The organism is Vagococcus salmoninarum (assembly GCF_003987495.1).
Lineage (GTDB): Bacteria > Bacillota > Bacilli > Lactobacillales > Vagococcaceae > Vagococcus_D > Vagococcus_D salmoninarum.
Genome location: NZ_NGJU01000018.1, coordinates 25,340 through 47,466 on the forward strand (window position 1 = coordinate 25,340; position 22,127 = coordinate 47,466).

Here is a 22,127-nt window from a genome sequence, read left to right on the forward strand (position 1 = left end):
ATATATAAAACAAATACTATAGGAGGTTTTTATCCATGATTAAGGGAAAAAACAAGAATAAGAGAAAACGCGTTCTTGCTGTTACGGCAGCAGCGGCACTATGTACATTACTATTAAGTACATTTGCTTGGGAAGTTTACAAAGCAGAGAAAGAGAATAAGTTTGGTAATGCCTTATCAAGCGGTAGTATTGAGATCGAAGAGATCTTCCCAGATCCAATGTTAGAAGAAGGAGCAAAATTACAAAAAGATGTTTGGACAGTCAATACTAGTTCAAGTAACACTATTGTTCGTTTAACCTTCGAAGAAATAATGAATACATTAAATACTAAACCTGGTGAAAAAGAAGCAATCATCAAACAATTTGCTGATGCTGATTTAGATCCGACAACACACGTACCAACAGCAGCAAACGCTGATACAAAAGGTTATATTCCAGTTGTAATGGACAATGGCTATTATGTTAGTGAACTTAAAAAGAATACAGCGAATGATCCTTTTGTAACATGGGCTGACGTAACATCAGACATGACAGGAGCTCCAGCAGACGTTACGATTTTAGCGAAAGCGAACAAAGTTGATATTACCGCTGTCGGTGGTTCAACTGAGTACCGTGTTGACGTTGAATACGTGGCTTTCCGCAAATTTGATTTAACTTATACTAATATGGGTGACGTTTCTAAAGATAAAGTTGTTAAATTTACAGACCCTGCAACAGGAACAATCAATACAGCTTTTGTTGCTCAACAAGTTAACTCTAAAAACGCAGCAGGCAAAACAACTTTTAAAGCAGCTTACGATGCATCAACAGGTGCTATTACTGGTTATAGCTTCACAGATTTAAACATGGAATTTTACGATGGTTTAGTTCGTTCAGGTGTTGCTAACTGGGCAGCTGAAGATTTACATATCGGACCAGGAACAGAAGTTGCTAAATTACCAGCTCTTTCAGCAATCAACAAATCATCAGCTGATGCTAGCGTTGATTTATATTACTCAGCGTTCTTAAAAGCTGATGCCTCAGAAAACACTTGGATGTACAACGAAAATGATGGTTTCTTCTATTATATGGGTGTTGTTGGTTCAGGTAGCTACACTAACCCAATCTTAAGCCACGTTGGTTTAGGAATTGACTTAGGAACTAAATACGACTACTTAGACTACTCACTATGGGTAGATGCTGAAGCTGTCTTACCGAAAAAAGAAGCTGTTTTAGAACAATTCTTTGGTGGAACAGTTCCAACTGCTGAGCCGTCATTAACAATCTACAACAAATTAGTAACATTAGCTGATGCTAACACACCAGTTGACCCAGATCCACTACCAGTACCATAAAAAACTAACTGAAAACTAGGGAGGAAGGCCACGCATGAAAAAAAGAATGGGAAAATTACTAATGTTTCTTTCATTAGCCTTTAGCTTTATGATTAGTAGCCCTGTTCAAGCGGAGATTCTTCCTCCAGGTATGTTAATTGGAGATTCGGAAGGGATATCAGTTGACGGGACAGGTGCTTATTATGTTCAAAAAGAGGACTTGCAGCCTGGCGACAAATTCGTAAAGAAAATCAAATTAATGAATACTGAGAAAAATGACCGACCTTATGTCTTAGAAATGGATATGGCTCCGAAAGAAAAAAAAGGAGCCATTGATTTTTATGAGGCGATTACAGTGGTCATGCTTCTAGATGGTAAGGAAGTTTACAATGGCAACTTAATTGGCATCGGGAAACCGGATCTTCAAAAAGATCGTTTGCAATTAGGGACATACGCTTATGGTGATTTTAAAGAACTAGAAGTCCAATTCGCTGTTTCATCAGATTTACCTGCTGAAGTTTGGGAAACAAAAAGTTACGCCATCATTAAGTGGGAATTCATTGCGACAAAGGAAAAGGACAAACCAGAACCACCAATTGATTCAAGTGGTTCACCGGGGGATTCAAGCAAACCGAAAGACCCAATCAAAAAAAAGCCAATCATTAAATTGCCACAAACTGGTGAAGAATGGCGTTCGTTGATTTACAAAGCGATTACCGGTATTTTCATCATTTGTGTCGTCTTATTATTTATCAAGAAACGTCGTGACAGTCAAATGTCAGACAAAGAATAAAGCAACAGGGGAAATTCGTTTCCCCTATGAGAAGGTTACTAGAAGTTGTCTTTTCATAAGAGAAACGAATTGAAAGAGGAGTGAAAGATAAATGAAACGGCCAAAAAATAAGCGATCATCAAAAAACTTTCAAAATTGGTTTTCAAAACGTCAGAAACCGATTTTTTTCAGTTTCGTGATGCTGTTATCAATATTACTAGTAATCCAAGGGACCTATGCTTGGGAAACTTATAGTGATGAAAAGGAAAACAAATTAACTAAATTAGCTTTTAATGTTGTTTTAAGAGAAAAGTTTACTCCTAATAAAACATGGGAACCGGGGCGTGAAACGATTAAAGAAGTTTACGTGGCCAATGATGGAAACTACCCAGCCTTTGTTAGGTTGTCGGCAGAAGAATTTTTACTAAGTTTTAAAATGGATATCAAAGGGACTGACAGTCTTGATGGTACTGGAAATGTCTTAGAAATCAAACCTAAACCAGCAACAACGACAATCAATGAAGAAGAAGTTCTAACTTGGAAAGCAGAAGAATACTTTGATAATAGTGTAGGAAAGAATTACTATCAAGGCTTAGAAAGTGTCCCAGCTGATTTATCAGCAACTGGTAAAGGGTTCATTGTGGGCAAAGACACGACTGAGCGAGAAAATTCTGATTTAACTTTCATGAACTTAGCTTTCGGTGAAGTCATTGATAGCAAGCCTAGTCTAACAAGTAAGTATTGGAAATACAGTGATGGCTACTATTATTACTCAGAACGTTTAGAACCAGGGGAAGTGACTACTTTATTTTTAGAAAAAACAAATCTATCCTCTTCAACACCTAATCGTTTAAAAGATGCGTTGTATAAAATAAAAATTAATATGGATGGCAGCCATTCGATAGCAGCCACATTAGCTGATTGGGGACATAGTGATCCTTCTGATGAGATTTATCAAATGCTAATTAATCAAGTAAATATCGATTAAAAAAGGAGTGAACAGAACAGTGAAAACAAATCGTAAAAAGCGACAAACTAAAAGAAAAACAAACAAATGGGTCGTTCTCGTTGGCACCTTGTTACTGTCCTTTTTGATTATCAGTTTAGGGATTCTTGGCTACACTTATTCAGCTGAGAAATCTTCAGAAACGCGAAACAATGACTTTGCAGTCGGTGATTTGAAAACCGAACTAGTCGAAGAATTTACAGATCGGCCGGAAACGGTGATTGATGAACCAATCGTTAAAAAAGTTACCGTCAAAAATACTGGTGAAACAGATCAGTTTATCAGAGTGATGGTTATTCCAGAAATTACTAAAAAAGGCCAAACTGGCAAGCCTGATGTGTTGTTAGCCTCAAGTCTAGGAAAAGAAGTTGTTTTACTAGATAAAGATGATCAACCAATTACGGATAACGCTGATTGGGTCGATGGTAAAGATGGTTACTTTTATTATTTAAAAGGACTAAATGTTAACAAAAAAACAGTCAGCTTATTTGAAAAAGTCAAAGTTGCAACAGCTAAAGAACCATATACAGGCGCCGAACTTCAAGTGCACGTAAAAGTTGAAAGTATTGGCACAACAAAATGGGCCTATCGAGACGCTTGGTGGCAAGGTCAAACACCAGCTGCTGGCACAAGCTTATTACCAATCGATAGTGCATTGAAAGACTTAGCTAGATAAGGAGTGGCAAGAGATGAATGGAAATAAGGTTAAAACTAAACAAACAAAAACACCTCAAAAAGCCAGCAATAAAAAACACTTAAAAGTAGTAGCAGGCTTATTACTCTTAGTATTATTTAGTGCTAGCTTAATTTATCTCAATCGAAGTGGTGAAAAGGCTCAACCTAAAAACAATCAAAATAAAAATACCCAATCGGAAGCTACTACAGAAGCACCTGCTGCCGACACACCAAAGAGAGATATTGAAGTTAAGACCAATGAAGTCACAATTAAAATAGAAGAATAAAGCATAAGGTCATCCATTATGGAAGGGACCTTTGTTTTTCGGTAATGACGAACTTATAAGGAGGAGAACAAAGTGAAGCAAAAACATAAAAATAGTAAAAAGAAGGGCTTTCTTAGTCTCGTAATCTTATTAGCTGTAGCATTACTAATCGGTTTACGCTTGACGTTAAACAGTCAATTGAAAGCAGCAGAAAACAGTCAAGAATCAACAACAACAGAGGTTTCTACTAAAGAAGAGACAGAAACAACTAGTGAAAAAGAAGTTACTAGCTCCGAAGACTCTCAAGTAGATGAGGCAGAAACTGAAATAGAAGAAAAAGACTCAAAAAAAGATACTAAAAAAACGAAGGAAGTTAAACCGAAGATTACCCAACCCCAACAAGATTCAACAATCTATTTCGCGGAACCTTTAGTGGCGGAGATTTTAACAGGGGATGCCGGTGTAGGATTTGATAATAATGATAATCCTGGTTATGATTCTTCAGAAACAAATGATATCGTCAGAAGTTTTGATAAGATTTTTTATTCATTTAAGATTAACTTGAACTCTCAAGATAAAAGATTGTATACGGATATTGTTTTGAAGATTACTGGGAAAGTAAAGAATGGTGTGACTGCCGATGGAAGAATGTTAAATGCAGCCTTTCCAGCGATAAATGGTGGTGGATATGATTTAAATAGAAAGGAATCCATTATAAACTATCAATTAGGAGGAAAGCCCGGAAGTGAAGGAGCCAATACTGGTAGTAATCGAACCATAACATTACCCATGGAAGTTTTTGGCGCTAAAAATGGCACTGTATTGAATATGGAAGACTTTACTGTTCAAATTTTATCAGCTAAGGACAGTAGCGGGATAGTTCATGACTTAACAAATGAAAAAATTATTGAACCGATTCAAGAGTTGAAGGATATTAAAGTTAGTTCAAAAATAAATTTAAGAACGTTCATGTCACAATCTTGGAACTATCAATTTTTACCATTCAACATGATGACTAAATCAGAAGATGATGAGAATTCAAATATCAGACAAGTAGGAATGTCAGTAGCGGTGGTACCGTTAGCTGATAGAGGAACTAGTATAGTTGGATCTGCGGCACCCAGTGGAAAAGTTTCAGTCACCCTGCAACAAAAAATATTTGAAACAGTCAGAGGCTCAACTACAACAAAAGAATTAAATATAGGTACAGATACTAGAGGAATGAAAATATTTGACTATGGTCCAATAACATCAGCTTATGGTTACGGTAATGCTTTGAATCAACCGTATAATTATATCAAATTACCTAATAGTTTATATATTCCATTTAGTTTTAAAAATACAGCTGTTGAGATTAACTCAGTATATGATTCAGGGATTATAAAAATCGTGAATAATATTGATAATACAATTACACTAACTTTTGATGCGTATAAAATTAATATGAACCATGTGCCCATAAAAGGAAAATCAGATAATGTCGGGGCAGTAAGATATTTACCACATCAAAAAAATATATTATCAGTTGGAACATATGTAGTTGAACCTAAAGAACGATTAACAGATAACATTAATTTATCATATAGATTTTTAGTCAAAGATATACAAGTAGATGAAGATGAAAAGGTAATTATTCCGGGAGATAGAAATTGGGATTTTTCATGGGCCACTGAAAAATATCCAGAAGGTTCAATTATTACTTATACAACATATAATGACACAAATAATCAACCTTTGAGTTCTAAATACAATAACATCGCGAATGGAGGCGACTCTAAAGCAACTGCCGGGCAAAAATTTTACGGAAGAACAACCGTTGATTCAGGTGCTGGATTTAATCCAGAAGAGTCAACACTTCTTCAAAAATGGAACCCAAAAGAATCAAAATTTATTCAAGCTGGCTATGCACCAGCTTCGCTTATGTCTGGGCAAGGAAAGACAACACCTAAACCGATTATTTATGGAGTGAGTAAAACAGGTGATTTTAGTTTAAAGAGCTTACATAATAATAGGGCAGAAGATTACAATTGGTTTAACACACCAGAAGAGGCAGTGAGAAAAGGGCCTATTTCTGCCGTGTCAAGTGGAGCAACGGGACTGCGAGCGAGTAAGGATTACGAATATTTAAATGTGTTAAGACAAGTGAATCAAGACGCCACAGGGACTCAAGCCTCTGATGGAACTCCATTTGTAACAATCTCACATGGTAAACTAACTCATGAAATTGGAAAAGATAAATCAGTAAGTTCACCTTATGATGGAGAGCCAACATACATTCCGTCAACGTATAATGATACAGGAATTGTTAAATATCATAATCCAGGAGGGCTTTGGGGAGATACCTTATTGGTAGTGCCGTATAGCGTTGGAATAGAGAAAATTGGATATAAACATAATACAACTCAAAAAGCTACAGATTTTCAGAGTTCAGATACTGTAACTTGGCGATTAAATCCCAAAATTACTTCTACAGCGTCAGGGGATTTGAAAGCTGTATCTGTGAAAATAGAAGATACTCTACCTAAAGGAATGAGGTATGTAATTGATTCAAGTGAAATTGGATCACAAAAAACTGAACCAACTATTTCAGGTCCAAATGATCAAGGTGTTACTACTTTAGTATGGGAATTCGATGCTGTACCAGGAAAAGCAGTTCCTCAAATTAGTTACGAAACGTCTTTCATACAATCAGAAATGACCTTCAATTCTTCAGGGGTCAGTTCATTAACAAATACAGCTATAATAAGTAGCCCTGGCGACAATAGTGGAGAAAAATTAAGGAAGTCCGATTATACAGTCAATGTCATCAAAGAACAAAAATGGGAAATTGATAAAACGGTAGACAAGGGATTGATTGAAGCCGATAGCCCAAGTCCTGTGACTTACACACTGAAAATAACGAATCAAACAGGTAAAGATATTAACGGCGCTAAAGTGCTTGACGTACTTCCAGTGGATTTTGACGATCTAGGTTCACAATTCACAGGTGGAATTTCACTAAAAAGCATAAAAGTGCTAGGGAATAATGGCATTGCTATAAACCCTGAAGCTAAAACATACTATAGTTTTGATTCAATAGATAGAGATACAAATCCTAATGATATTGAAGATGATTTTAGTGTCTGGGATCAGTATCTTAGTTCAAGTGGTGACCTTGATGAGGAGGTAACGGCCATTTATGCAACGATACCGTTACTTAAGAATGAAGAATCTGCATTTGTTAAGATAACAATATTACCAACAGATAATGAACCGGGAGATCGCTATCGAAATACAGCTAGTGCTAATTCTAAAAATTATTCAGGAGTTATTAATTCTCGAGTTCAAAATACAGAAGTTATAAACCGTAAAATTAGTGGACGCGTCTGGTATGATGCGGATTACAATGGTGGTATCGATACTAATGAAGAGTTTAAAGGGAATGTGCCTGTTACTTTATATAAAGTTGGATCAGGTGATACGTTAACAAAAGTAACCCAAAATATTAAAGGGACAATTTTTGTGGACGCTGCAGGAAATTCTAAAATTAAAACTAAAGCTAACGGAACCTATGAATTTGATGCTTTAACTCATGGAGATTACATTGTAGGGTTTGATGTGAAAGCTGAAGTAGATGCAGAAGAATTATACATTACTAAGCAAGAAGCAGCCGGAATTATTGAAAGAAATAATAGCAATGTTCAAAATAATCCAGTAGCCCTTGATGGTAAAAACTTCTTAACACCAGTCAGTAAAAAGTATAGTCTTCCAGAAAATATTTTTGATCCTAGTGAAGGTGTAAAAGAACATGTTAACCTAGGCGTTCTTGGTAAACCGACAATTGAAGTTCAGAAAAAAGTCTTAAGCGAAAAAGACGCTTCAGGTAAACGGGAAGATTTAAATGGTAAAACTGTTAAAGTTGGAGACACTATACATTACGATATCGAAGTTAAAAATCCTAAAAAGAATTCAGTCGTTGAAAATGTAGTTGTGAAAGATTCAATCCCAGAAGGGTTGGCTTTTAAAGCAGGAACATTAACAGTGACAGATCAAGATGGTGCAGAAACGCCATTAGATGACAGTTTGTTCTCAGGTAGGATTTTAAATACTGGGGATATCGGAGATATTATTGGTGACAAAGGTGTTCTGACAGTTGGTTTTGATGTGACAATTGAAAAAAGTGCTAGTGGAATATTAAAAAATATTGCCACAGTGACTGGTAAAGTAGTCGATAAACCAACTGATGACGAAAAAACAACTAATCAAGTAGTCAATGATACACCACCATTACCAACCTTAGCCAAAGAGGTAGATGTTGAATCAGCCAAGTTAGGCGACATTTTAACTTATACCTTAACAGTTGCAAATAAAAAAGGTGGCGGTGAATGGCACAATGTTATTGTTACAGACGAGCTGCCGATAGAATTAAGTTATGTCGCTAACTCAACTCAAATTGATGGATTAGCTAAAGCTGATACAGGGATTTGGAGTGGGCAGAAATTAACATTGCCATTGCCTAATTTACAATCTGAGGATAGTAAGGTTATTACTTTTAAAGTTAAAGTGAATATTTTACCAGATAGTCGTAAACTAGTAAATAAAGTTAATGCTACTGGTAAAGACAAAGATGGTAAAAACTACAATCCGCCAGAAGCACAAGTAGAAACCCTAATGTATCATCAGTTATTACACGTTAGACAGGTAATTATCAACAATGATGGTAAAGAATTGGTAATCCCTTCAACTGCGTACTATCGCGTGAGTAATCAGATTGATAAAGTGAGTACAACGAAAATTAGTCAGTTTGCCTTAACATCAGGATCTACAACGAAAGACAGTAGTTCAGAAATCACTGAAAGTTTATTTACAACCCATTTTATTGAACTAGACAAAACTGTTAAAGGCCTATTGATTGAGGATATGATTCCAGAATATTATAAGTACGTTGGACATATTGCTACGATTGATAAGGCTAAATTGAAAGAAGAACATCTTTCAAGTAAACTGCCAACAGATAGTGGGAAACAACTAGCTTTTGTAGATTTTTCTAAATCTGAAGAATATTGGGTGACGATTTATTTAGAACCTAAATTTGGTAATGATAAAGATGATCAACCAGAAGAAAGCCCAAGACCGTATAGTTGGTCAAATCGTATTAATGATTTTGGTGTCATAAAATAACATAGAAAGAGGATACATAGAAGGTTCAATGATTTATTCTATGTATCCCTTTTTCTATAAATTATTCGATTAAGTTAATTGGAGGAGAATAATGAATAAAAAAATTAAGCAGATAATTGCATTAGTTAGTGTTTTGTGTTTATTGCTAGGTCAAGCGGTAACAGTTTATGGAGTAACTATTAATGAAGGTACAATAGAAAAAGAAGTGGTTGAAAAAAAATTGGGATATCTGTATCCATTAAAAAATGAAGGATTTAGTAGTAGAAGTGTTGTACTAATTCCTGATAAATCATTGGAAATGGCAATTAGAAGAAGTATTGAAGGTCAACCAGAAATAATTACAGAACAAGAAATGCTTAAGTTAGAAACGCTGCGTTTAACAACAAGTGAATCGATTTCAAATTTAACAGGTTTGGAAAAAGCCACTAATTTAAGGAGTTTAACAGCGTCGCTTCAAAATATCAGCAGTATTGAACCTTTACGTGGACTAACTAAATTGACCTATGTAGATTTAGGTGGGAATAATATTACGGATATAAGTCCGTTAGCAACCTCTAAAGGTTTGAGTAATCTGAAGATTGATGGAACTAATATCGTAGATTTGTCAAGTCTATCAGGATTACTTGAACTAAGCAATTTATCTTTATTAAATACTAAAGTAATAGATATTTCAATCTTATCAAATTTTAAGTACTTAGAGAATTTAATTCTACCGTTGGAACCAGGATTTTCAGAAACGTCTGTACTGAAAGAATTAGTAAATATGTCATCATTATCTATGGGGGGGGCAGCAACAACAGATATTTCATTTGTAAAGAAAATGCCTTATTTAGAAGAATTAAATCTCAAAAATATGCCTAACGCAAATTTGTCAGAGCTTAATAATTCATTAACAAACTTAAAAAAATTATCCATCACAGGAGGAAATATTACAGAAACTAACTTTTTAAAAGGGTTAGATAGTATTACAACATTAGATTTAAGTGATAATAAAATTGAGAATATAGCTAGTTTGCTTGATAATTTACCTAATAACAAAATTAGAATGAATTTGAATAAAAATAGTATTTGGGATTTTTCTTCATTTGGTAATCATTCAAATATAACTTTAACAGGCTCAGCAGAACAAATAATTTATTTATCTCCAGGAGTAATTAATAAGCCCGAAGAAAGAAAGTTGCTGAATAATAAAGGGCAACTAGCTACAATACAAACAATAACGCCTGAAACTGCTGGGATTTATGAAAATAACAAGATTACGTGGTTGACCCCATCTGAAACAGGTAAACCACACAAATTATTCTTAAGACTGTCTAGTACTAATGTCACATTCTACCAAGATGTATTTGAAACAGCTCAAGAAGAAGGGACAGTTAAAATTATTCATCGGGGAACAGATGCTGCCCAAACACAAGTCGCACCAACTCAAGAAACCAAAGGAACGGTTGGGAGTTCATACAACACAAATCCCGTAACAGTAGCAGGATGGCGATTAAATAAAACACCAACTAATAGCAGTGGGACATATAAATCAAGTGTCCAAGAAGTTCTTTATTTATACGATAAAATCCCTACAGAAGGAAAAGTAGTAGTCGATCATGTGGATGAAAAAGGTGTACCAATTGCTGCTCAAACAAGTCATACCGGTAAAATCGGTAGTAATGTGACAGTCGCACCAGTATCTGTTACTGGCTGGGCAGTAGAAACTAAACCAACAAATGAAACAATAACAATTACTGAAAATGAGCAAAAAGTTAAGTATATTTATAAACAAGTCATGGGAGCAGAAGTGACCGTGACCCATAAAAGCGAAGATGGTGAAGTAGTATCTGCACCTGTTCAATTAACAGGGCAATTAGGAACTGCGTATAAATCTGTCCCAGTAGACAAAACTGGTTGGAAACTAAAAACAACTCCAAGCAATAATACTGGTAATTTTACGACAACTGCTCAAACAGTAAATTATGTCTACGAAAAAGTCATGGGAGCAGAAATAACCGTGACCCATAAAGGGGAAGACGGTACGGAAGTCTCGCCATCAGTCAAGTTAACAGGCCAATTAGGAACTACGTATAAATCTGTCCCAGTAGAAAAAGTAGGTTGGAAACTAAAAACAACTCCAAGCAATAATACTGGTAATTTTACGCCAACTCCTCAAACGGTAAATTATGTCTATGAAAAAGTCATGGGATCCGATGTAACCGTAACCCACAAAGGGGAAGACGGTACGGAAGTCTCGCCCGCAGTCAAATTAACAGGTCAACTAGGAACTACGTATAAATCTGTCCCAGTAGAGAAAACGGGTTGGAAACTAAAAACAACTCCAAGTAATAATATAGGTAACTTTACGGCAGCGCCTCAAACAGTAAATTACGTCTACGAAAAAGTCATGGGCGCAGAAGTAACCGTGACTCATAAAGGGGAAGACGGTACGGAAGTCTCGCCCTCAGTCAAATTAACAGGTCAACTAGGAACCGGCTATACAACAGAATCAGTAACAAAAACAGGCTGGAAACTAAAAACAACTCCAAGTAATAATACAGGTAATTTTACGACAACTTCTCAAACAGTAAATTACGTCTATGAAAAAGTCATGGGAGCAGAAGTAACCGTGACCCATAAAGGGGAAGACGGTACGGAAGTCTCGCTCGCAGTCAAATTAACAGGACAATTAGGAACTACGTATAAGTCTGTCCCAGTAGACAAAACTGGATGGAAACTAAAAACAACCCCAAGTAATAATACAGGTAATTTTACGACAACTCCTCAAACGGTAAATTATGTCTACGAAAAAGTCATGGGAGCAGAAGTAACCGTGACTCATAAAGGGGAAGACGGTACGGAAGTCTCGCCCGCAGTCAAATTAACAGGACAATTAGGAACTACGTATAAGTCTGTCCCAGTAGACAAAGTAGGTTGGAAACTAAAAACAACCCCAAGTAATAATACGGGTAATTTTACGACAACTGCTCAAACAGTAAACTACGTCTACGAAAAAGTCATGGGAGCAGAAGTAACCGTGACTCATAAAGGGGAAGACGGTACGGAAGTCTCGCCCGCAGTTAAACTCACAGGACAATTAGGAACTACTTATAAATCTGTTCCAGTAGAGAAAACTGGTTGGAAACTTAAAACCACGCCAAGTAATAATACAGGTAACTTTACGGCAACCGTCCAAACAGTAAATTACGTCTACGAAAAAGTTATGGGAGCAGAAGTAACCGTGACTCACAAAGAGGAAGACGGTACAGAAGTCTCGCCCGCAGTCAAATTAACAGGTCAACTAGGAACTACGTATAAGTCTGTCCCAGTAGACAAAACTGGATGGAAACTAAAAACAACTCCAAGTAATAATACAGGTGATTTTACGACAACGCCTCAAACAGTAAATTATGTCTATGAAAAAGTTATGGGAGCAGAAGTAACCGTGACTCACAAAGAGGAAGACGGTACAGAAGTCTCGCCCGCAGTCAAATTAACAGGTCAACTAGGAACTACGTATAAGTCTGTCCCAGTAGACAAAACTGGATGGAAACTAAAAACAACTCCAAGTAATAATACAGGTGATTTTACGACAACTGCTCAAACGGTAAATTATGTCTATGAAAAAGTCATGGGAGCCGAGGTAACCGTGACTCATAAAGGGGAAGACGGTACGGAAGTCTCGCCCGCAGTCAAATTAACAGGTCAACTGGGAACTACGTACAAATCTGTCCCAGTAGAAAAAACTGGTTGGAAGCTTAAAACCACGCCAAGTAACCATACAGGTAATTTTACGACAACTTCTCAAACAGTAAATTACGTCTATGAAAAAGTCATGGGAGCAGAAGTAACAGTGACTCATAAAGGGGAAGACGGTACGGAAGTCTCGCTCGCAGTCAAATTAACAGGACAATTAGGTACTACGTATAAGTCTGTCCCAGTAGACAAAGTAGGTTGGAAACTAAAAACAACCCCAAGTAATAATACGGGTAATTTTACGACAACTGCTCAAACAGTAAACTACGTCTACGAAAAAGTCATGGGAGCAGAAGTAACCGTGACTCATAAAGGGGAAGACGGTACGGAAGTCTCGCCATCAGTCAAATTAACAGGACAACTAGGAACTACGTATAAAGCTGTCCCAGTAGACAAAGTAGGTTGGAAACTAAAAACAACCCCAAGTAATAATACAGGTGATTTTACGACAACTGCTCAAACAGTTAATTATATCTATGAAAAAACAGTAGGGACTATTACTGTTAAACATATTGACACTGAAGGAAAAGAATACGCCCCAGACGTAGTGACAACAGAGGTTGTAGGAACAACTTATAAAACGAAACCGGTCACCAAAGAAGGCTGGCGTGTTAAAACAAAACCAGAGTCTGAAGACTTAACTTATACAAAAGAAGCACAAATCGTTACCTATGTGTACGAGAAAATCCCAGTAACGGGAACAATCACCGTCAAACATGAAGACACTGAAGGGAAAGAATACGCCCCAGACGTAGTGACAACGGAAGTTGTAGGAACAACGTACAAAACAAAACCAGTCACAAAAGAAGGCTGGCGTGTTAAAACAAAACCAGAGTCTGAAGACTTAACTTATACAAAAGAAGCACAAACCGTTAAATATGTGTACGAAAAGATCCCAGTAATGGGAACTATTACTGTCAAACATGAAGACACTGAAGGGAAAGAATACGCCCCAGACGTAGTGACAACGGAAGTCGTAGGGACAACTTACAAAACGAAACCAGTTATTAAAGAAGGTTGGCGTGTAAAAACACCTCCACCAAGTGAAGATTTAACTTATACAAAAGAGTCTCAAACCGTTACCTATGTTTACGAAAAGATCCCAGTAACGGGAACAATCACCGTCAAACATAAAGACACTGAAGGGAAAGAATACGCCCCAGATGTAGTGACAACGGAAGTTGTAGGAACAACGTACAAAACGAAACCAGTCACAAAAGAAGGCTGGCGTGTTAAAACAAAACCAGAGTCTGAAGACTTAACTTATACAAAAGAAGCACAAACCGTTACCTATGTTTACGAAAAGATCCCAGTAACGGGAACAATCACCGTCAAACATGAAGACACCGAAGGGAAAGAATATGCCCCAGACGTGGTGACAACGGAAGTCGTAGGAACAACTTACAAAACGAAACCAGTCACAAAAGAAGGTTGGCGCGTAAAAACTGCCCCAACAAGTGAAGACTTGACGTACACGAAAGAAGCACAAACAGTTACCTATGTTTACGAGAAAATCCCAGTAACGGGAACAATCACCGTCAAACATGAAGACACCGAAGGTGGAGAATACGCACCAGATGTAGTGACCACGGAAGTCGTAGGAACAACGTACAAAACAAAACCAGTCACAAAAGAAGGCTGGCGCATTAAAACAAAACCAGAGTCTGAAGACTTAACTTATACAAAAGAAGCACAAACCGTTACCTATGTTTACGAAAAGATTCCAGTAACGGGAACAATCACCGTCAAACATGAAGACACTGAAGGTGAAGAATATGCTCCGGATGTAGTGACAACGGAAGTTGTAGGAACAACTTATAAAACAAAACCAGTCACCAAAGAAGGCTGGCGTGTTAAAACAAAACCAGAGTCTGAAGACTTAACTTATACAAAAGAGTCACAAACAGTTACTTATGTTTACGAAAAAATCCCAGTAACGGGGACAATCACCGTCAAACATATTGACACTGAAGGGAAAGAATACGCCCCAGACGTAGTGACAACGGAAGTCGTAGGAACAACTTACAGAACAAAACCAGTTACAAAAGAAGGTTGGCGTGTAAAAACAACTCCAACAAGTGAAGACTTAACGTACACGAAAGAAGCACAAACAGTTACCTATGTTTACGAGAAAATCCCAGTAACGGGAACAATCACCGTCAAACATATTGACACTGAAGGAAAAGAATACGCCCCAGATGTTGTGACAACGGAAGTCGTAGGAACAACATACAAAACAAAACCAGTCACCAAAGAAGGCTGGCGTGTTAAAACAAAACCAGAGTCTGAAGACTTAACTTATACAAAAGAAGCACAAATCGTTACCTATGTTTACGAAAAGATTCCAGTAACGGGAACCATTACCGTCAAACATGAAGACACTGAAGGGAAAGAATACGCTCCGGATGTGGTGACGACGGAAGTCGTAGGAACAACTTACAAAGCGAAACCAGTCACCAAAGAAGGTTGGCGCGTAAAAACTGCCCCAACAAGTGAAGACTTAACGTACACGAAAGAGTCACAAACAGTTACTTATGTTTACGAAAAGATCCCAGTAACGGGAACAATCACCGTCAAACATATTGACACTGAAGGGAAAGAATACGCCCCAGACGTAGTGACAACAGAGGTTGTAGGAACAACTTACAGAACAAAACCAGTTACAAAAGAAGGTTGGCGTGTAAAAACAACTCCAACAAGTGAAGACTTAACGTACACGAAAGAGTCTCAAATAGTTACCTATGTTTACGAGAAAATCCCAGTTACAGGAACAATCACCGTCAAACATGAAGACACTGAAGGGAAAGAATATGCCCCAGACGTAGTGACAACGGAAGTTGTAGGAACAACTTACAAAACAAAACCAGTCATTAAAGAAGGTTGGCGTGTAAAAACACCTCCAACAAGTGAAAATTTAACGTACACGAAAGAGTCTCAAACCGTTAAGTATGTGTACGAAAAGATTCCAGTAACGGGAACAATTACCGTCAAACATATTGACACTGAAGGGAAAGAATATGCCCCAGACGTAGTGACCACGGAAGTCGTAGGAACAACGTACAAAACGAAACCAGTTACCAAAGAAGGATGGCGTGTAAAAACACCTCCAACAAGTGAAGATTTAACTTATACAAAAGAGTCTCAAACTGTTACCTATGTGTACGAGAAAATCCCAGTAACGGGAACAATCACCGTCAAACATGAAGACACCGAAGGAAAAGAATACGCCCCAGATGTGGTGACAACAGAGGTTGTAGGAACAACTTACAAAACGAAACCAGTTACCAAAGAAGGCTGGCGTGTAAAAAGACCTCCAACAAGTGAAGATTTAACTTATACAAAAGAGTCACAAACAGTTATCTATGTTTACGAAAAAATCCCAGTAACGGGAACAATTACCGTCAAACATGAAGACACAGAAGGTGGAGAGTATGCCCCAGACGTAGTGACAACTGAAGTCGTAGGAACAACTTATAAAACAAAACCAGTCAAAAAAGAAGGCTGGCGCGTAAAAACACCTCCAACAAGTGAAGATTTAACTTATACAAAAGAGTCTCAAACTGTTACCTATGTTTACGAAAAAATCCCAGTAACGGGAACAATCACCGTCAAACATATTGACACTGAAGGGAAAGAATACGCCCCAGACGTAGTGACCACGGAAGTCGTAGGAACAACGTACAAAACGAAACCAGTCACCAAAGAAGGCTGGCGCGTGAAAACAAAACCAGAGTCGGAAGATTTAACTTATACAAAAGAAGCACAAACAGTTACCTATGTTTACGAGAAAATCCCAGTAACGGGAACCATTACCGTCAAACATATTGACACCGAAGGTGGGGAATACGCCCCAGACGTAGTGACAACGGAAGTCGTAGGAACAACTTACAAAATAAAACCAGTCACAAAAGAAGGCTGGCGCGTTAAAACAAAACCAGAGTCTGAAGACTTAACGTACACAAAAGAGTCTCAAACAGTTACCTATGTGTACGAAAAGATCCCAGTAACGGGAACGATTACCGTCAAACATGAAGACACCGAAGGTGGAGAATACGCCCCAGACGTAGTGACAACAGAGGTTGTAGGAACAACGTACAAAACGAAACCAGTCACCAAAGAAGGCTGGCGCGTTAAAACAAAACCAGAGTCTGAAGACTTAACGTACACAAAAGAGTCTCAAACAGTTACCTATGTGTACGAAAAGATCCCAGTAACGGGAACAATCACCGTTAAACATATCGACACTGAAGGGAAAGAATACGCTCCGGATGTGGTAACAACGGAAGTCGTAGGAACAACGTACAAAACGAAACCAGTCACAAAAGAAGGCTGGCGCGTTAAAACAAAACCAGAGTCTGAAGACTTAACTTATACAAAAGAGTCTCAAACAGTTAAATATGTTTACGAGAAAATCCCAGTAACGGGAACAATCACCGTCAAACATGAAGACACCGAAGGTGGGGAATACGCTCCGGACGTAGTGACAACGGAAGTCGTAGGGACAACTTACAAAACGAAACCAGTCACCAAAGAAGGCTGGCGCGTAAAAACTGCCCCAACAAGTGAAGATTTAACTTATACAAAAGAAGCACAAACCGTTACCTATGTTTACGAGAAAATCCCAGTAACAGGAACAATCACCGTCAAACATATTGACACTGAAGGGAAAGAATACGCCCCAGACGTAGTGACAATGGAAGTCGTAGGAACAACTTACAAAACGAAACCAGTCACCAAAGAAGGTTGGCGCGTAAAAACTGCGCCAACAAGTGAAGACTTGACGTACACGAAAGAAGCACAAACAGTTACCTATGTGTACGAGAAAATCCCAGTAACGGGAACAATCACCGTCAAACATATTGACACTGAAGGGAAAGAATACGCCCCAGACTTAGTGACGACAGAAGTCGTAGGAACAACGTACAAAACGAAACCAGTCACAAAAGAAGGCTGGCGTGTTAAAACAAAACCAGAGTCTGAAGATTTAACTTATACAAAAGAGTCACAAACAGTTATCTATGTTTACGAAAAAATCCCAGTAACGGGAACAATTACCGTCAAACATGAAGACACAGAAGGTGGAGAGTATGCCCCAGACGTAGTGACAACTGAAGTCGTAGGAACAACTTATAAAACAAAACCAGTCAAAAAAGAAGGCTGGCGCGTAAAAACACCTCCAACAAGTGAAGATTTAACTTATACAAAAGAGTCTCAAACTGTTACCTATGTTTACGAAAAAATCCCAGTAACGGGAACAATCACCGTCAAACATGAAGATACCGAAGGAAAAGAATACGCCCCAGATGTTGTGACAACGGAAGTCGTAGGAACAACGTACAAAACAAAACCAGTCATTAAAGAAGGATGGCGTGTAAAAACACCTCCAACAAGTGAAGATTTAACTTATACAAAAGAAGCACAAACCGTTACCTATGTTTACGAAAAGATTCCAGTAACGGGAACAATCACTGTCAAACATGAAGACACTGAAGGGAAAGAATACGCCCCAGACGTAGTGACAACGGAAGTCGTAGGAACAACTTACAAAACGAAACCAGTCACAAAAGAAGGCTGGCGTGTTAAAACAAAACCAGAGTCGGAAGACTTAACTTATACAAAAGAAGTACAAACGGTTACCTATGTTTACGAAAAGATTCCAGTAACGGGAACAATCACCGTCAAACATATTGATACTGAAGGGAAAGAATACGCCCCAGACGTAGTGACAACGGAAGTCGTAGGAACAACTTATAAAACGAAACCAGTCACCAAAGAAGGCTGGCGCGTTAAAACAAAACCAGAGTCTGAAGACTTAACTTATACAAAAGAAGCACAAACGGTTACCTATGTTTACGAAAAGATCCCAGTAACGGGAACAATCACGGTCAAACATGAAGACACCGAAGGTGGAGAATATGCCCCAGACGTAGTGACAACGGAAGTCGTCGGGACAACTTACAAAACAAAACCAGTCACAAAAGAAGGTTGGCGTGTAAAAACTGCCCCAACAAGTGAAGACTTAACTTATACAAAAGAAGCACAAACGGTTACCTATGTTTACGAAAAGATCCCAGTAACGGGAACAATTACCATCAAACATGAAGACACTGAAGGAGAAGAATACGCTCCGGATGTGGTGACAACAGAAGTCGTAGGCACAACGTACAAAACGAAACCAGTCACCAAAGAAGGTTGGCGCGTAAAAACTGCCCCAACAAGTGAAGACTTAACGTACACGAAAGAGTCACAAACAGTTACTTATGTTTACGAAAAGATCCCAGTAACGGGAACAATTACCGTAAAACATGAAGACACCGAAGGTGGAGAATACGCCCCAGATGTAGTGACAACGGAAGTCGTAGGAACAACGTACAAAACGAAACCAGTCACCAAAGAAGGTTGGCGCGTTAAAACAAAACCAGAGTCAGAAGACTTAACTTATACAAAAGAAGCACAAATAGTTACCTATGTGTACGAGAAAATCCCAGTTACAGGAACAATTACCGTCAAACATGAAGACACTGAAGGGAAAGAATACGCCCCAGACGTAGCGACAACGGAAGTCGTAGGGACAACTTACAAAACAAAACCAGTCACAAAAGAAGGCTGGCGCGTTAAAACAAAACCAGAGTCGGAAGACTTAACTTATACAAAAGAAGCACAAACCGTTAAGTACGTTTACGAGAAAATTCCAACAGTTGGGAAAGTCATTGCCACTCATAAAGATTCTGCTGGCAATGAAGTTGCCAAGGAGGTCGTTCAAGAAGGTCAGATTGGTGAGGACTATCAAACGAAAGCTATCGAAATTGATGGTTGGGAATTAATCGATAAACCAGCTGGGATGACAGGTAAATTTACTGAAAAGACACAAACAGTCAATTATATCTATAAAAAAGTGACTGGAAAAGTTAAAGTCATCCATGTAGATAATCAAGGCACTGAATTGGCTAAACCTCAAGAGCTATCAGGCCAAGTCGGTACAGCTTATCAGACGAAAGAGGCAACGATTAGTGGTTGGGTCTTAACTGAGAAGCCATTGAATCAAGAAGGTCTTTATAGTGAAAATGGGGTAACAGTCACTTACGTTTATCGTAAAACACAAAGTACAGTCACAGTTAAACATGTAACAAGTGATGGTCAAGAAGTTGCCAAAACCCAAGAGTTAACGGGTGATGTCGGTAGTGTCTATGAGACGAAGGCAGTGGAACAAGAAGCGTGGAAGTTAATCACCGTACCTAGTAACGGTAAAGGTATTTATACTGAAGCGGGAATTGTCGTGACTTACATCTATGAAGCAGTCCAAGGAACAGTTACTGTTAAATTTGAAACTGCCTTAGGTGAGATGGTCGCTCCAATAAGAACCTTAACAGGTCAGATTGGCACTACTTATCAAACAGAAGCACAAACAGTTTCTGGCTGGAACTTGCTAGAAAGCCACGGGGCAACAAGTGGTAATTATGAAAAAGCTGGGAAGACTGTCGTTTATATTTATGAAAAAGCCGCAGTTGTGACTCATTCAACAGTTTATGTTAATTACGTTGATGAAGCTGGGAATGATTTATTATCACCAATCACGATTAAAGAAACGATTGGTTCAACCTATTATACCCAAGCTAAAGCCATCTCAGGTTGGGAATTAATAGAAGTGCCTGGAAACAGTCAAGGTGTGATGACTGAAGAAGAGATTGTTGTTAATTATGTTTATCGTAAAACAGCCGTCTTACCAATTAAATCTCAAGTAACTGTTAAGTATTTATCAGAGACTAATGAAGAAATTGCTCAGTCAGTCATCTTACAAGGAATAGTTAATCAACCATATAAAACGGAAGCTAAAGCTATTTCGGGTTACCGTTTAGTTGAAACGCCAGCCAATAGTACTGGGAAGTACAGCGAATCACCAATCGAAGTCATCTACCGCTATGAAAAAGATCAAACAGTTGATAAATCAACTGTGACAGTCACATATCGGGATGGCAATGGCGATGTTTTAGAAGTGATTGTAATGACAGGGACTGTTGGTGAGAGCTATCAGACAGTCAGCAAAGAGTACGTTGGTTGGCTCCTAGATCAAACACCGCAAAATCAACAAGGAGTCTATACAGCTAAAGAAACTCACGTCACTTATACGTATAAAGCTCATTTAGTTGAGGCTGTTGTCAATTATGTCGATAGCCAAGGAACTGTTTTAGCAGCAGCAGATAGTTATACTGGCCAAGTTGGTACAAGCTTAAATGTCTATGCCAAAGAAGTGACAGGTTATCATGTCATTGGTCAAAGGAAGGTTGCTAGTCAAGATGTTATTACAATTGATTTCATTCCTAATATGACAGAAATTAAGTTAGCCTTTATCTATGATAAAAACACACCGCCAGTTGACTTAAAAGGGACAGTTACCGTCTTATATGTTGATACGAAAGGTCAAGAGTTAAGTAAACCCAAAGTTCTTGAAGGCGTATTAGGAGAAGGCTATCAGACGACAGCAATTAAAATTTCTGGTTATAAAGTAATCAGTATCCCAGAAAATGCTAATGGCCAATATAGCCAAGAACCAACGACTGTTAAGTATGTCTATGAGGAAGAAACACCAGTTGTGATTCCACCAGTTAAAGAGTCAACAGTGACTGTTAATTACCTAGATGAAAAAGGGAAAGAGTTAGCGAGCCAAGTCATTTTAACGGCTAAGGTTGGTGAAAAGTACCAAACGAAAGCAGTTGAAATTAAAGGGTATAAGTTAATGTATACACCTAAAAATGCTCAAGGTAGTTATACAGATAAAGCAATCACTGTAAATTATGTTTACAAAAAAATCAAAGAGGACACAAGTAAGCCACCTGTTGAAAAACCAAAACCAGATGACAAACTAGATGATAAACCAGATGAATCAGGTAAACCAGAAAAACCTGGAAAAGATCAAGGGGATGTTAAGAAGCCAGCTGAAAATAAAGAGCAAAAAAACAAAAAATTATTACCGCAAACTTCTGAAGCAGTCTCGTACAATAACTATCTATTTGGATGGATATTAGTAGCCTTTTATCTATATCGTCGCAAAGTCCAAAAAGCGAAACTTTTTAAATAAACGTAGCAAGCCGACAATTAATTTTGTCGGTTTTTTTTTGTGGTAGTCATTTTTCAGGTTTGTTTATTGGGTAAAGTGAAACCAAGGGAGGTTTGTGAAAGGTATAATTTATTTAGTATTA

At 37.9% G+C, this 22,127-nt stretch carries 7 protein-coding genes; all 7 read left to right on the top strand.

Annotated elements, in window-relative coordinates:
- Window positions 1-35 precede the first annotated feature (35 nt).
- Complete coding sequence (locus tag CBF35_RS11415) at window positions 36-1,334, top strand: hypothetical protein (protein WP_126781280.1); 1,299 nt, start codon at window positions 36-38, stop codon at window positions 1,332-1,334.
- A gap of 34 nt (window positions 1,335-1,368) precedes the next feature.
- Window positions 1,369-2,106: a hypothetical protein gene (locus CBF35_RS11420; RefSeq protein ID WP_126781282.1), complete on the top strand. Its 738-nt coding sequence runs from the start codon at window positions 1,369-1,371 to the stop codon at window positions 2,104-2,106.
- Between the two features lie 91 nt (window positions 2,107-2,197).
- Window positions 2,198-3,073, top strand: coding sequence for a BsaA family SipW-dependent biofilm matrix protein (locus tag CBF35_RS11425; protein ID WP_126781284.1), 876 nt, complete (start codon window positions 2,198-2,200; stop codon window positions 3,071-3,073).
- Window positions 3,074-3,092: 19 nt separating this feature from the next.
- Window positions 3,093-3,767: a hypothetical protein gene (locus CBF35_RS11430; protein ID WP_126781286.1), complete on the top strand. Its 675-nt coding sequence runs from the start codon at window positions 3,093-3,095 to the stop codon at window positions 3,765-3,767.
- Between the two features lie 13 nt (window positions 3,768-3,780).
- Complete coding sequence (locus CBF35_RS11435) at window positions 3,781-4,053, top strand: hypothetical protein (RefSeq protein ID WP_126781288.1); 273 nt, start codon at window positions 3,781-3,783, stop codon at window positions 4,051-4,053.
- A 72-nt stretch (window positions 4,054-4,125) separates the two neighbouring features.
- Window positions 4,126-9,192 carry an isopeptide-forming domain-containing fimbrial protein gene (locus CBF35_RS11440; protein WP_126781290.1) on the top strand — a complete coding sequence of 1,689 codons (5,067 nt, stop codon included), beginning with the start codon at window positions 4,126-4,128 and terminating at the stop codon, window positions 9,190-9,192.
- 91 nt (window positions 9,193-9,283) lie between these two features.
- Window positions 9,284-22,006, top strand: coding sequence for a MucBP domain-containing protein (locus CBF35_RS11445; RefSeq protein ID WP_126781293.1), 12,723 nt, complete (start codon window positions 9,284-9,286; stop codon window positions 22,004-22,006).
- Window positions 22,007-22,127 lie beyond the last annotated feature (121 nt).

Bases quoted from the DNA above. Each gene is read 5' to 3' on its own strand.
- CBF35_RS11415 (WP_126781280.1), top strand. From the start codon at position 36: ATGATTAAGGGAAAAAACAAGAATAAGAGAAAACGCGTTCTTGCTGTT.
- CBF35_RS11420 (WP_126781282.1), top strand. From the start codon at position 1,369: ATGAAAAAAAGAATGGGAAAATTACTAATGTTTCTTTCATTAGCCTTT.
- CBF35_RS11425 (WP_126781284.1), top strand. From the start codon at position 2,198: ATGAAACGGCCAAAAAATAAGCGATCATCAAAAAACTTTCAAAATTGG.
- CBF35_RS11435 (WP_126781288.1), top strand. From the start codon at position 3,781: ATGAATGGAAATAAGGTTAAAACTAAACAAACAAAAACACCTCAAAAA.
- CBF35_RS11445 (WP_126781293.1), top strand. From the start codon at position 9,284: ATGAATAAAAAAATTAAGCAGATAATTGCATTAGTTAGTGTTTTGTGT.